The organism is Phocaeicola paurosaccharolyticus JCM 15092 (assembly GCF_000613805.1).
In the GTDB taxonomy this organism is placed as follows: domain Bacteria; phylum Bacteroidota; class Bacteroidia; order Bacteroidales; family Bacteroidaceae; genus Phocaeicola; species Phocaeicola paurosaccharolyticus.
Genome location: NZ_BAJR01000005.1, coordinates 1 through 15226 on the forward strand (window position 1 = coordinate 1; position 15226 = coordinate 15226).

General features: G+C 34.4%; 12 protein-coding genes and 1 pseudogene. 3 read left to right on the forward strand and 10 right to left on the reverse strand.

Annotation, left to right across the window (positions count from 1 at the left end; genetic code table 11):
* Positions 1-100 precede the first annotated feature (100 nt).
* From JCM15092_RS03835 to JCM15092_RS03865, 7 genes and pseudogenes are all read right to left on the reverse strand, one after another.
* Positions 101-1630 (reverse strand): LruC domain-containing protein, encoded by a 1530-nt coding sequence (locus JCM15092_RS03835; RefSeq protein WP_024993510.1) that lies wholly within the window; start codon positions 1628-1630, stop codon positions 101-103.
* 38 nt (positions 1631-1668) lie between these two features.
* Positions 1669-1974: a hypothetical protein gene (locus tag JCM15092_RS03840; RefSeq protein ID WP_148296591.1), complete on the reverse strand. Its 306-nt coding sequence runs from the start codon at positions 1972-1974 to the stop codon at positions 1669-1671.
* 147 nt (positions 1975-2121) lie between these two features.
* Positions 2122-3756: a carboxylesterase/lipase family protein gene (locus JCM15092_RS14810; RefSeq protein ID WP_235782262.1), complete on the reverse strand. Its 1635-nt coding sequence runs from the start codon at positions 3754-3756 to the stop codon at positions 2122-2124.
* A gap of 262 nt (positions 3757-4018) precedes the next feature.
* Complete coding sequence (locus JCM15092_RS03850) at positions 4019-5266, reverse strand: DUF1015 domain-containing protein (protein ID WP_024993512.1); 1248 nt, start codon at positions 5264-5266, stop codon at positions 4019-4021.
* Between the two features lie 126 nt (positions 5267-5392).
* Positions 5393-6312, reverse strand: a pseudogene (locus JCM15092_RS14815) (NAD(P)-dependent oxidoreductase).
* Positions 6313-6329: 17 nt separating this feature from the next.
* Entirely contained in the window at positions 6330-7400 is a 1071-nt protein-coding gene (gene serC / locus JCM15092_RS03860) for a 3-phosphoserine/phosphohydroxythreonine transaminase (RefSeq protein ID WP_024993513.1), read from the reverse strand.
* Between the two features lie 261 nt (positions 7401-7661).
* A complete protein-coding gene (locus JCM15092_RS03865) occupies positions 7662-8993 on the reverse strand; it encodes a DEAD/DEAH box helicase (protein WP_034541527.1) in 1332 nt (443 codons plus the stop codon).
* 115 nt (positions 8994-9108) lie between these two features.
* Between JCM15092_RS03865 and hcp the strand changes: the two genes are divergently transcribed.
* Positions 9109-10752: a hydroxylamine reductase gene (hcp, locus tag JCM15092_RS03870; protein WP_024993515.1), complete on the forward strand. Its 1644-nt coding sequence runs from the start codon at positions 9109-9111 to the stop codon at positions 10750-10752.
* Between the two features lie 53 nt (positions 10753-10805).
* Here hcp and JCM15092_RS03875 read toward each other — a convergent pair whose 3' ends face one another.
* Both JCM15092_RS03875 and JCM15092_RS03880 read right to left on the reverse strand, forming a co-directional pair.
* The gene (locus JCM15092_RS03875) at positions 10806-11333 is read right to left on the reverse strand and encodes a contractile injection system tape measure protein (RefSeq protein ID WP_024993516.1); all 528 of its coding nucleotides are present in this window, start codon (positions 11331-11333) and stop codon (positions 10806-10808) included.
* Between the two features lie 83 nt (positions 11334-11416).
* Positions 11417-12775, reverse strand: coding sequence for a metallophosphoesterase (locus JCM15092_RS03880; protein WP_024993517.1), 1359 nt, complete (start codon positions 12773-12775; stop codon positions 11417-11419).
* A 162-nt stretch (positions 12776-12937) separates the two neighbouring features.
* Between JCM15092_RS03880 and JCM15092_RS03885 the strand changes: the two genes are divergently transcribed.
* Positions 12938-13591 carry an outer membrane beta-barrel protein gene (locus JCM15092_RS03885; protein ID WP_051532478.1) on the forward strand — a complete coding sequence of 218 codons (654 nt, stop codon included), beginning with the start codon at positions 12938-12940 and terminating at the stop codon, positions 13589-13591.
* Positions 13592-13685: 94 nt separating this feature from the next.
* A complete protein-coding gene (gene trhA / locus JCM15092_RS03890) occupies positions 13686-14306 on the forward strand; it encodes a PAQR family membrane homeostasis protein TrhA (protein WP_024993519.1) in 621 nt (206 codons plus the stop codon).
* 23 nt (positions 14307-14329) lie between these two features.
* Here the strand turns inward: trhA and JCM15092_RS03895 are convergent, their stop codons facing one another.
* Positions 14330-15208 carry a PhzF family phenazine biosynthesis protein gene (locus tag JCM15092_RS03895; RefSeq protein WP_024993520.1) on the reverse strand — a complete coding sequence of 293 codons (879 nt, stop codon included), beginning with the start codon at positions 15206-15208 and terminating at the stop codon, positions 14330-14332.
* Positions 15209-15226: the final 18 nt, after the last annotated feature.

A 15226-nucleotide genomic window follows, 5' to 3' on the forward strand; every position in this document is an offset into this window, starting at 1 on the left:
CTAAAAGGAAAGAGTCCGGTACAATACCGAACTCTATACTATTGAAATCTTTATTAATAAGTCCAACTTTTTGGGATCATATTATTATGCTGGCTTTTTTCTATAATTCTTCATCAAAATAATTTCCTGCAGAAGGATGTTTATACCAATCTTTAGATTTTGTAGCTTTACTACTTATCCAATCGGATATTTTGAAGCCATTTTCGTTGTATGTCTCTGTTATCTTTTTCCTCTCTATAGAATACTTGAAATTCTCATCAGGAATTCTTACACCTCCGATAATCTGTGAAGATGCATTAATACCACCTTGATCGGCTGCATAGATATCATGATTATCAACACGTATAAAGAATTTTAAATCGTCAAAATTGAAGTTCACGTTGCAAGCTATTCCATTCTTCTCAATTGTAACAGGGGCTACTTTCTTAGTACCTTTTTCTGTATTGACAAATACACCATTATTAACTCCCATTTCCTTGTGAGCATTGCCAAATAGTAATGTCTCAGCATTATTAATACTTATATATCCTGCAATAACCTTCGTTGCACCAACAGCAACTATCTTACATGATATATTTACTTTAGCACTGCTATTATCGCTCTTTAATAAAAGGGTTGGACTTATCTTAACAACAACATCATTTAAATCGAAATCTCCCATCGCAGGATATTGATCTTCCATGCAATATGTGACAGTTCCAAGTTTTGTCTGTTTATATCCAAAGCCTGGATTAGTAGAAGTTGCGTTGATATATATCAGTTCAGATGCATCATCAAAGAATTCTACAAATTGAGAATCAGGATTCTTATCCAACCCGTCTCTTGCGCCCTCTTTACACTGAATCAAAAGCTTTGAGTTCTCGCTATTACCACTGACATAAATTCCACTTGAGTTGGTAATCTTATCATTAACTACTATCAATGCAGCGTAATCATATCCATCAATATTAACCGGACTCTCTTTATCTATTGAGGCAATAGATATAACACCATCTTGACCTTGTGTCCTTGTTAATACATCACAATTAATATATGAGCCTGTATCCATTGTTATGTAACCGGAATCAAGAGATAAAACCTTACATTTAATATAACTGTATTTATATAAATGAGCATTAGGTTCAATAGTGCCATTTCCTTTGAAGTTTAAAGTAGAGACAGTTAAAGAACCATTATTTAAAAACTCAGCTCCTTCGTAAATAGTCATAGTTTCTGAACCTCCTGAGACTGTTATGATTCCATCATTGAAAAGCATAGAATGAGAACCTATAGAAAATGTTATATCTTTGTTCTTTAATATGAAGTTAACTTTTACACCTGGAGCTACATATATCATATCAAAGTTAAATCTTTTGCTATTGATATAAATATTACAGTCACTTTCTATTAGATAACTTTTATCATAGGAAAAGTAATAATCTTCCAAAAATAAGTTGCTTCTAGATAGTGTTTCAACTTTAATAAAGCTACTTAAATCTTTCAACTTATCAGGACAGAGTTCAGGTAATGTTTGACCAAGTTTATTATTTGCTCTGCTTATTGAGGCTCTGGAAAGCTTTACACTAGATATATTATTTACATCTACAGTAGAAGAAGCTATATCTATTTCTACACCAGATGGATCATTCAAAGTCTGCTTGATATATAATTTCTGAGCTATCTGGGAAATTATAATTTTTGGGCAAATGGCTTATCCTTGCTTGCGAAGCCTGATGCAATAGGTTTTGCTTGTGTGTTAATAGATGGGTCTTCATCGTATATTCTGATATTATAATTGAATTTACCGTTATAATCATCAACAGCTTCAACTACAGCATCTACACTTCTGGTCAAACTCCAATCAAATCCCTCAGGTATTTTTAAATTCAACTCTTTATTGAATTCAGTATCAAAAATATCTTCACTATTTTTAGTACATGAAGTCAAACATAATACCAAAATAAAAAAAACTGACCATATAACTTTGATGTTCATTTTTTTAAGTTTTAGGAGGTTTAAGCTGTATTTTATTATATTAAAATAGAAGTAGATAGACCTATTTTTAACATGACGAAGATAATTAATTATTAACAAATTTAATTATTTATACCTAATTATTTATACCTAATTATTTATACCTAATTATTTATTTAATCTATCTCTCTCACTTTCCGTAGTTTCCCTAATTTGTTTATAAAATTTATCCATGATATCTATTTTATCACGATTTGGGACAGAAATTAATGAAGCACCATTGCTAAACTGCATAGTTGTCTCCTTATCTTTATTAAAAGATGGCCAATAAGGCATACCCGATGCATTTGGGTTACCACTCTTTGCAAAGTTGACCCAATAGTTTTGCATAATATCACTCAGAGCAGCTTCAACAGGATGTTTGTCGATATTCTCAGGAAGTTGGAAATCTCCTTTAATATATAGAATGTCGTCCGCGTGGGATACACCATGACGCTTTTTATCTCCAATAACACTCATTGTTGATGGTTGAGAGAGATATGCAGCGTATATGGAAGACTTTCCATATTTACTATGTAGGGATGTCCATGCAAAAGATGGCCATGCAAAACCATTATCACGGAACAGGTCTCCATTTGATGAATATGTCTCATCGGCATTATTACCTGGATAAAGTTTTAGAATATCCTGAGCAAAATTCCCATATGTTGACTCTACATTCTTTTTGTAACTATCAACCGACATCTCTCGTGTAAACATAGCTCCCTCATCAGAGTTTGTCATAACGATACATGGTACATCATTAAAATTACCTTTCTCGTAGTTTCTATAATAATCATCAGTGATTACATATCCGTCCATACATGGCCAAAATCCACCGAATCCTACATTATCTCCTGCAAGAGAAAGAGCATCCATCTTTCTGAGATCTTTGATAGATTTTGCTTTTAAGTGTTTTTGAAAAGCCAAACCTTGCTCCTCTGCACCTTTCTGCGATGAATTTACAATATGTCCGCTCCGCTTATCACTCCATGGGCTAAAGAATCCGCCACTCTGTGAAATCGCTCCACGAAAAAGACCTTTGGCTAGTGGTGAACCACACAAAATGCTAACACTTATTGCTCCGGCAGACTCTCCAAATATTGTTACCTTTGTTGGATCACCACCAAATGCAGAGATATTTCTCTGAATCCATTTAAGTGCAAAAATCTGATCAAGAATTCCGTAATTTCCTGAATGACCACTCTTTGACTCTTTTGAAAGCTCAGGATGAGCCATAAATCCAAGGGCTCCTGTACGATACTCAATGCTAACAAGTACAATTCCCTTCTTTACAAGAGATGTAAATATGTCATTTCCATATGTTTCTGTCTGAAACCCACCACCATGTATCCATACCATAACAGGCAATTTATCCTCTTTTCTCGTAGCAGGAGTAACAACAGCCAAGTTAAGGCAATCCTCACTCATTGTCACCTTACCATGATAAGTTGTTGGTTGAGGTGGATATGGGCCAAACTTGTCAGCATGAAGGACGCCGCTCCAACTTTTAGCAGGCTGTGGTTCACACCATCTCAATTTACCTACTGGAGGTGCTGCATATGGAATAGCTTTATATAGAGCCATAGAACCTTCAATCAAATCGCCTCTGACTTCTCCTGTCTCGACAGTTGTTTGTAAAATAGGTTTACTAACGGAATTATCTTGTGTGGTACAACCTATTATACCATCACCTTCTACAAGATTTGAGGCAGATGCAAAAGATATTGCAAAAGCCATTACAGTGGTAAGAATAATTTTCATAATGCTAGTAATTTAGTTTAACTAAAGATTTTGAGTCGCAAACTCATTTGGTTTCTATCAATATATTTACTCTGACATTATTAATATAATGTTGGTAGATATACATACTAAGTATGGCTCGTAGTACAAAGCTATTCAGTTTTTTAAACCATCCAAAATAAAATCTAATTTTCCTTAGTTATTATAATTTATCTTGGTATAAAAAGACTCACGATATTTATAATGTATCGTGAGTCTCATAATTATCTTAATCAGATATCTTTTATCCTAATTTATGAATAACAAGGCCTGATCTAAGTTTTGGTTCAAACCATGTAGTCTTTGGAGGCATTATATTACCAGTATCAGCTATATCCATAAGTTGTTTCATTGATACAGGATAAAGAGCTAATGCAACCTTCATCTCTTTAGAGTCTACTCTCTTCTTCAACTCTCCTAATCCACGTATACCACCTACAAAGTCTATTCGTTTATCAGATCTCAGGTCTTTTATGCCAAGAACTTTATCGAGAATAAGATTAGAAGATATAGTTACATCAAGTACACCAATAGGATCATTGTCATTGTAAGTACCCTCTTTTGCGGTAAGACTGTACCATTTTCCTTCGAGATAGAGTGAGAAGTTATGAAGAGTTGCAGGTTTATATATCTGCTCTCCCTTTTCTTCTACGATGAAATCTTCTTTTATTGCATTAAGGAACTCCTCTTCAGTAAGACCATTCAAATCTTTTACAACTCTGTTATAGTCAATAATTGTAAGTTGATTTGCTGGGAAACATACAGCCATAAAGTAATTATACTCCTCATCACCATTATGATTAGCGTTTTGGCGAGATTTTTCTTCACCAACAAGGGCTGCAGCAGCAGATCTATGATGACCGTCAGCTATATATAATGAAGGCATCTCTTTGAAAGCTGCAGTTATTGACTTTATATCTTCGTCATTGTCGATTATCCAAAATGTATGACCGAATCCGTCACCTGGTGCAATGAATTTATACTCAGGATCTTTGACAATATATTTAGCAACTATCTCATCGAGCATCTTGTTATCAGGATATGCAAAGAATACAGGTTCAATATTAGCATCGTTTACCCTGACATGTTTCATTCTATCCTCCTCTTTATCACGACGAGTAAGCTCATGTTTCTTGATAACTCCATTCATATAATCAGGAACATATGCTCCGACAACTAGTCCATACTGAGTTTTGCCGTTCATTGTCTGAGCATAGATGTAGTAACACTCCTTCTTATCCTGGAGAAGCCATCCTTTCTCTTGGAACTTCTTGAAATTAGATGCCGCCTTCTCATATACAGCCGGATCATGTTCATCTGTTCCAACTGGGAAGTCTATTTCCGGTTTAATTATATGATATAGAGATTTTTCATTACCTGCAGCCTCTTCTCTAGCCTCTTGAGAGTTTAATACATCATAAGGCCTCGATGCTACTTGCTCTACAAGATCCTTTGGTGGTCTAACACCTTTGAAAGGTTTAATTATAGCCATAATATTGATATTAAAGATTAAACGTTTTTACCCTTTAAAGATAGTAACATATAGATATAATTACAAAAAATGCCTCCATTTTTAAGGAGGCATTTTTTATTTCTATATAACCATTGTGGAATTATACTATTTATTTACTCTAAACTTCTCACATCCATCTTTTAAGAAGCCTACAATCTGCTTGGCAGCAGCTATACCTGCATTGATATTTGCCTCTGCAGTCTGTGCACCCATCTTTTTAGGAGTAGAGAAATATCTTCCTGCACATTTAGAAGCAAATTCATCATTTGCAGCAGGCATGATATCTGTAACATACTTAAGATCAACACGCTCTTGCATAAGTCCAATAAGTTCTGCCTCATTGATAACCTCTTTACGAGCAGTATTTACAAGTACGCCATTCTTCTTCATCTTACCAACCAATTCGCGGTTGATAGAGTTCTTAGTCTCAGCAGTTGCTGGTATGTGAAGAGAAACAACATCACAAGTAGAATAGAGTTCTTCAGCAGAGTCAACAGCTTTAACGCCATCTTTCTCAATAACCTCTTTAGGGCAGAATGCATCGAAAGCATATATTTCCATTCCAAATCCCTTTGCTATTCTTGCAACATTGCGTCCAACGTTACCATAAGCATGTATACCTAGTTTCTTTCCCATGAGTTCAGTACCGATGTGCCATTATAAAGATTTCTAACAGCCATTACCATAAGTCCTAATGCAAGTTCTGCAACTGCATTAGCATTCTGACCTGGGGTATTCATTACACATACATTGTGTGCTGTAGCCGATTCAAGGTCAACATTGTCATAACCTGCACCGGCACGTACAACAATTTTGAGCTCTTTTGCAGCATCAAAAACTTCATTATCAATGATATCACTACGAATAATGATAGCATTTGCATCTTTTACCGCATCGAGAAGTTCACTCTTCTCTCCATATTTTTCCAATAATGCCAACTCAAATCCAGCAGCCTCAATCTCCTTGCGGATGCCGTCAACTGCTACTTTGGCAAATGGTTTATCTGTAGCTATGAGAACTTTCATAATCGTATAAAAATAAATTAATGTAATTTTTCAAATTCTTGCATGCAATCTATAAGTGCCTGTACGCTCTCTTTTGGAAGTGCGTTATAGCAAGAAGCACGGAATCCACCTACAGAACGGTGTCCTTTGATACCTACCATTCCTCTCCCTGTAGCAAACTTCATAAAGTCAGCCTCAAGATCTTTGTACTCATCGTTCATAATGAAACAGATATTCATATAAGATCTATCTTCATTGTTGTTTACTGTACCACGGAACATCTTATTTCTATCGATTTCAGTGTATAGTAATTCAGCTTTCTCTTTAGCTCTTTGTTGCATAGCCTCAACACCACCTTGAGCTTTTATCCAACGAAGAGTCAGAAGAGCAGAGTAGATAGGTACTACAGGAGGGGTATTGAACATTGAACCATTGTCGATATGAGTCTGATAGTTCAACATTGTAGGAATATATCTTGATACTTTTCCAAGAGCGTCATTTTTAATAATAACGAAAGTTACACCGGCAGGAGCAAGATTTTTCTGTGCACCACCATAGATACAGATATATTTTGAGACATCAATAGGACGTGAGAAGATATCTGAAGACATATCAGCAATCATTGGAACTGGAGAATCAAGATCTTTGTGAAGCTCTGTTCCGTAGATAGTATTGTTGGTAGTGATATGGAAATAATCAGCATCAGTTGGGATAACATAGTCTTTAGGGATATATGTATAAGTTGATTCAGCTGAAGATGCAACCTCAACAACTTCTCCGAATGCTTTAGCCTCTTTCATTGCCTTTTTTGCCCAAACACCTGTATTCAAATATGCAGCTTTTTTTTCTAAGAAATTAAATGGAATCATACAAAACTCCAGACTTGCACCGCCTCCTAAGAAAAGTACCGAATAGCCTTCAGGTATGTTAAGTAGTTCTTTAAACAAAGCTACAGCTTCGTCAACTACAGGCTGGAAATCCTTTGCACGATGACTTATCTCCATCAAAGAAAGACCAGAACCATTAAAATCAAGAATTGCATCAGCTGTTTTTTCGATTACTTCGCGAGGCAAAATTGAAGGTCCCGCATTGAAATTATGCTTTTTCATTTGAAGTTTGTTTTGATTATAAAATTTATTATAAAAAATATTTTCCGCGAATGTAGCTATTATTTCCAGTACAAACAAACAATATTAAATGAAAATGCAATTTTAACGTGGTATACGCTTTCAAAATAATTATTTAATATGGCTATTATGTTACAATATGATATTATGTAGTACTTTATATAATATTATTACATTCCTTAATTTAACAAATAGTATCAATTTCTGCAATTGATACTATTAAACCAAGTATAAATCAATATCTTATTTTGCCTCTTCTATAAGTATCTTTTGCCCTTTAAGTTTTTCATTTTTCAAAAGAGTCATAGCCTGTTTAATTTTTTTTCTTGATATTGCAGCGAAGGCATAATGATCCTTTACATCCACTTTCCCTATATCTTCCTTGCTAAGGTTTCCTTTTTTAAAAAGGAAACCTACAATATCAACTTTATTGATCTTATCTTTTTTCCCTTTTCCAATATATAGTGTTACAAATTTAGGAAGTCCTGGCTTAGGCAAGACCTCAGGAATAACATATTCATTTATATCTTCATCTATATATTCTGGTAGATTTTCCTCAGGACCTAATAAAATATATGAGTTACCATATGATTGCCATCTTGCTGTTCTACCATTTCTATGTGTAAATCCTTCCTGGTTAGTTGGTAGATGATAATGTATGATATTCTCAATTTCCGGTATATCAAGACCTCTTGCAGCTAAATCAGTAGATACCAGAATATGGCTACTTCCATTTCTGAACTTATAGAGTGACTTCTCTCTGTAATCCTGTTCCATACCTCCGTGAAATATGCTTGTGATAAGTTTTTTAGATTTCAAAAATTTATCAACTCTCTCCACACTCTCTCTATGATTACAGAATACCACTGTCTGCTTCTCCCCTACAGTACAAAGTAACTTATATAGTGTCTCCAGTTTATCTTTTTCAGGGGAGTTAACTACAAAAAGGTTAAGTCTCTCCTCTTCATCATCTTTATTATCAAGATAGTTTAGGCGAATAACACTATTCAATCCCGTAAAATCAGGTATCTCCTCTGCATCAGTAGCCGATGTAAGTATTCTCTTTTTTAGATTTGAAAGATTTTCGATAATCTCCTTCATTTCGTCATGAAATCCAAACTCCAATGATTTGTCAAACTCATCTATTATAAGAATCTCGACTTTTGCACAGCTGAAATTGCCTTTATCTATATGGTCAAGTACCCTTCCTGGAGTACCAATTATTACAGCTGGTTTTACGCTCTTAATTGTCTTATGTTCTTCCATCGTTGGTCTGCCACCATAGCAGCATACAGAAGTGTATTGAGAGTTTATGCTTTTAAATACACTGTTTATCTGCATAGCCAACTCACGAGATGGCGCAAGGATTACTGCTTGAACATCTTCGGTGTCACTCTTTAGGATAGAGATAAGTGGTAAAAGAAAAGCAATAGTCTTACCCGAACCGGTTGGTGAAAGTAGGATTATATCTTTATCCTCTGAAAAAGCATTGATAGATGACTTTTGCATATCTGTCAACTGTTCAATACCAAGCTTATTTAATGCTGAGACTATATTTTTGTCTGTTATTTCCATATTCTATAAATTATTTGCAAATATAGATAATAATATTCATCACTAAATCTAATACACTCAAAACATTAGTGATAAGTTGCTTGTTATCTTATTATAATCATTAATATCAGACAATATGGAGATGTTTTGTTATCAGTGTCAGGAAACAGCCTTCAATAAGGGTTGTATGACAAAGGGAGTATGTGGAAAAGAAGCAGAAACCTCAAATTTAATGGACTTACTATTGTATGTCACTAGAGGCATAGCTATAGTAAATAAGGGACTTAGAGAAAAGGGAGAGGCAAATGTTGAAGCCGACCGATTTATCATCGATGCTCTTTTCTGCACAATTACAAATGCCAATTTTGATAATGAATCTATTAGGAAGAGAATAACAGCAGCTCTTGTATGGAAAGACAAATTAAGTGGTAAAGCTAAGAAAAGAGGCATAGAAATTCCTGATTTTGAAGAGGTCTATTTCGAATGTAAACCAGAACAATATCTTGACTTTAAAGCAATGGCATCACCTTTGTCTGAAGAAAACAATGACATACGTGGTCTGAAACAGTTGGCACTATTCGGATTAAAAGGAGCTGCAGCTTATACTCAACATGCACTTAATTTGGGATTCGAAGATGATGACATATATACTATGATGGAAAATACTCTCAAGGAGATTTCCCGTAAAGATATTGATGCAAAAGAGTTGACTTCGTTGGTCCTCAGTGTAGGTGAATGTGCTCTTAAGTCTATGATGTTACTAGATAAGGCTAATACAACAAGATATGGTAATCCTGAGATAACAGAGGTAGAGTTAGGTGTTAGGGACAGACCAGGAATCTTGATAAGTGGACATGACCTTCATGATCTAGAAAATCTGTTGGAACAGACAAAAAATAAAGGTGTAGATGTATATACTCATAGTGAGATGCTACCTGGACAATATTACCCATTCTTTAAGAAGTATCCACATTTTGCAGGAAATTATGGAAATGCTTGGTGGAAACAGAAAGAAGAGTTCGAGTCATTCAACGGAGTAATCTTCTTTACAAGCAATTGTATTGTTCCACCTCTAAAGAGTGCAACTTACCTTGATAGAATCTATACAACAGGGCCAACAGGTTATCCTGGAGCTCACTATATTGATGGAGCAAAAGATGGAAAACCTATTGATTTCTCAAAGATGATTGAACATGCACAGAGGTGTGCACCTCCTAAACAGATAGAGAGTGGAAAATTGATTGGTGGATTTGCACATCATCAGGTTATCGCGTTAGCTGATAAGATTCTTGCTGCAGTAAAATCAGGAGCGATAAAGAAATTTGTTGTTATGGCTGGTTGTGACGGAAGGATGAAGAGCAGAGAATATTATACTGATTTCGCAAAAGCTTTACCTAGAGATTGTGTAATTCTTACAGCTGGCTGTGCTAAGTATAGATATAATAAACTAGGTCTAGGAGATATCAACGGAATTCCAAGGGTACTTGATGCAGGTCAGTGTAATGATAGCTTCTCACTAATAGTTATAGCTTCTGCCCTTCGCGATGCATTAGGATTGAAAAATGTGAATGAGTTGCCTATTGTGTTCAATATTGCGTGGTATGAGCAGAAGGCTGTTGCTGTACTTTTAGCACTACTATCTGTAGGCATTAAGGATATCCATGTTGGGCCTACACTCCCTGCATTCTACACACCAAATATTCTGAACGTTTTGAAAGAACACTTTAATATCGGCACAATATCGACTGTAGAACAAGACATTAAAGAGATGATTGGATGATATTAATTAAAAAGAAGTCCCACAGCTCAATTAAGCAGTTGGGACTTCTTTATTTAATTCCAGATTACTCTTATTGGTTTCTTTATCCACGGGAAATTTATCTTATGGTACTCTAACGGCAACTCTATAAGTACATCGAATGTACTCTTTTCAATAGTGAGTACCCACTCATTTTGACTCTCCTGTAACTCTCCATTACGAAGGAAAAAAGAGTATTGCATAGCTATTATTGAAGTATTATGAATTTTATCCCATAGTATCTTTACATCTAGCAGAAGCTGATCCAAAATTTCTATCTCACCATCACTCAACTTATAATCTGTTGAGAGAGAAGAAGAATCCGTATAATCTACAAGCAGACCATTTAGTTCCAAATCATTTGCAGATATATTTCTGTATTTCTTGTTAACAAGATACTGTATAACAAATATCGCATGTATTTTTGAATCTATATCTTTGAAACTGTTCCCTGATCTATCAAGCATACCAAGTTTCTCAAAAAGAGGAGGAAATAGCGAAGATATTAATACAATACCTGCATTAGAAACAGATAAAATCTTAAAGTTTTCTTCGTTTATCATAATATAACTTTATATAATATATCGGTGTTAATAAAGTCTCAACGTCCTATTGAATCCTAAATATACTCTTTATTATTATAAATTTACATCTGCAGATTTTTTAATATAGGATTACCATATTCATATTGATAAAGAGCAACCTGCAAATGTTTCTTATCTCCTTTTATAGGAGATACAACAATATAATTCATATTTATGTTGTCTTGATCAAGCTGCTGGCTCTTGTCACGCATCTTTTTATCTTCCCATGTACCTGAATTGGCATAGATACATTTTTCACCTCTGTCATTATCAAACGTCCATAAGTCTGGCTTATGAGTATGACCAAATATGACTATTCTGCAAGGAGAACGGTCATTATTAAAATATTGAACCGCGCTTTGCTTATCAATGAATCTTGTATCTAAACTTCCATTGATAGCTTCGTCTATATTAGTCATTACAGGTACATTATTGTAAACTAGCCTCTCCTCCCAAGCTGCTTGTGTAAAGAGATTATCATATAGTTTCATCTTTATTGAACCATCTTTATCATTATATGGAAGTATGTCATTAATTGAATAACTTTTTGTAAAGTTTCCTATGCCAGTATTTATTATAGGTTCAGAAAAATTGTCATCTACATATATTACTCCTGTAAGTACCTTAACCCATAATGAGTCATAAATAGATTTACTAACTTGAGACGCATCGTTTTTATTAGTCAATGACACATATGATACTTTTGTGGATTCCTCAGGTGTTGTAGGATTGGTAAAAGAGTTAGCAGCTATCCTCGCAAAGAAATATCCGGGAGGTAATATTGTATTTGGAGCATCATTGTCAGCACCACCTGGAGTTATGTTTGCAAAGAAATCATATCTGTGACCATGTTCAATAGCTATCTGAGGATAATCTATAGGTGAATATGTACCTACACCCCATTTATTACCGCTATCACGAGCCTGATTGACTCCTGGAAGTCCAATATTTACATTCTCAGCAGTAAATCCCATGTCATGGTTACCTGGAACATATGTCAGCTTTATCTTACCCTCACTGATAATATCATTAAGTGCTTTGAATACGCCACTATTTGTGACAACAGTTTTCCTAATAAAATCTGCTTGAGTACCATTATTGTATGTGTTGGTGCGAGATGGAACGTACCACTCATCAAAAATATCACCTCCCAACACAAGCTCCTTGATTGTACTGGATTTTTTTACATTTGTCAGGAACTCTTGCAGACGAGCAAGATGTTTTACATTCTCAGAGTATGTAATATCATTTCCTAGATGTAAATCACTAATAATAACAACTTTGTCGCGTATTTTATTATTACTGACACTAATTGTGTCGAATGGGTTTGTCCCAATAGGATCATCATCCTTTGAAACACAAGAATTAAATAAGCACAGAAGAGTGGTAAACGAGAGTGTTAATAGAGTTTTGTTCATCATATTTATAGATTTATACTTAGTAAACAATTAAGTCAGTAAGTGTATTTTCAATAATTTAAAATAAATTTATATAGAATGGTTAAATAAACTAAATATATCAATAACTTAGATATTTTCAGCAATATATTTGCGTAATTTTTTTCAACAGATCAACAAACGTAGATGAAATTAACAAAAATGAAAAAGGTTGCTCTTCTATTATTATTAATTATATCCGGACTCACTTCAATCAATGCTCAAAGTCATCTTCCTGAAAAATATGGTATAGTATTAGGTGGAGGTATTGGTATTCCTATTATTGATAGTTATGATAATTCAGAATATGAAAATTGGAATCGTCCCGGTTACTTACTATCGGCTGAAGCACGCTTGCACTTTACCGAAAATGTTGCATGTGGATTTAAATATGACTACATACGTTCAAAAAAGGGTGATAACAAGATGCATGTAAACTTTATTGCTCCAGAAATTGTTTTGAGATATAATTTTGATGATTCAAAGAAAGGAGTATATTTCAGTATTGCGCCAGGATATATGGATTATGAACAGAAATTATATATTAGTGGAAGCAGATATGGACAGAATTATCAAAAGGGGTATTTTGCTATAGATTTTGGATTGGGATATGAATTTAATATGTCTAGAAATGTGAATGGTATATTCAAATTAAACTTTCTTACAGCCGACTGGGGTGTGAATCCTAATGGCCGTCTTTTTAATCCAGATCCAGATTATGATGACGGAGAAAACCACAACTGGTTTAAGAACGATATAACTTTCATTAATCTTGGCTTCGCACTTCAGTTTGGTAAATGATAAACTCAATTAATTACTATCAATAGTACATATTACTATTCTAAAGAGTAAATAATGATTTATTTACTCTATCTTTGACTTCAAATTGATAATAATGGAAATTAGACAGACAAAAGAGGAGATAGCTAATACCCTGACTCACCTGACAGGCATGTTGCTAATGCCATTGGCTCTAGTATTGCTGATGCTTAAAGATAACAACTCCCTTACCATATTTGCTATTATGGTATTCTGTATATCCGGTTTTCTTATGTATACAGCCTCAACACTATACCATTGGTCTTTACCAGGAGAGACAAAGCGTATACTCCGATATTTTGACCATATAAATATCTACATGCTTATTGCAGCTTCATATACACCAATCCTTCTTTGTGCAGTCGGTGGAGTTCTAGGATGGATAATGTTTGGCGTTATTTGGGGGATAGCTCTTCTTGGTACATTCTTTAAAATATTTTTCCTCGGTAAATATCCTAAATTATCACTCGCATTGTACCTAATAATGGGTTGGAGTATAATAATCATTGCACCATCAATTTGGAAGAACCTTTCATCTACAGCACTAATATTTTTGCTGTTAGAGGGCATTTTCTACTCTTCAGGCTGCTATTTCTATGCCAATGATTCAAAGGTATCATACTATCATGCTGTATGGCACCTATTCGTATTAGGCGGAACACTCTCCCACCTTGCAGTAGTATGGTATATACTATAAGTCTATACCACACTACTTAAGTTTTAAAGCAGATATACACCCTCTATTCTAACAGTAGCTTTACCACCAAAAAGGACTTCTAATCCATTGGTTTTTAGCTTAACGCTGTTGAATATAATATTGTCGCCACCTTGCTCTACACTTATAGGACTACCATCCCATAAATTATGTTTTAAAAGATAGTTTGCAAATGCACTATTACCTGAGCCTGTTGCTGGATCTTCAAGATAACCAAATTTAGGTGCAAAGACTCGAGTATGAGCAAAATAATCTGGTTGGCTGCACTGTTTTGAGTATATTAGAATAGTATCAATATCATTATCAAGAACGAACTGTTTAAGATATTTCTCATCAGGATAAATTGTTATCTCCTTATCTAGACTGTTTATAGGTACTATAAGTGTTCTTAGTCCTGCATCAATTAAATCTATATCATATTTATCTGATATATCATCACTACTTATATTAAGTGCCTGAGCTATTCTATCCTTGGATATATTACAATTGAAAAAAAGTGCTTTCGGTGCTGTTATATAAATTGAATCTTCACTTTTTAAGTTGTTATAAACAGTAAGAACACCCTTTTTATTGGTCTCTATAGAAATCTTATCTCTATCTCTCCATGATTCATTACCTTTGATAAGCTCGTACATTGTAGCAATTGTACCATGACCACAAAAGTCTACTTCACATTCAGAAGAGTAATACGTAAGTTTGCAATCAGCAACTTTTGAGTCAGAACAAAACACAACTTCGCTTACAAAGCCGGCATGTTCTTTTCCAATTTTTAGATACTCATTATCTGTCAATTTATCTTTACCTGTTACGATATAAGCAGCAGGGTTTCCCATTGATTTTCCGCTAGTAAAAGCATCAACCTTTTTATAACTATATCTTTTCATGTTGTAATGATAATTATT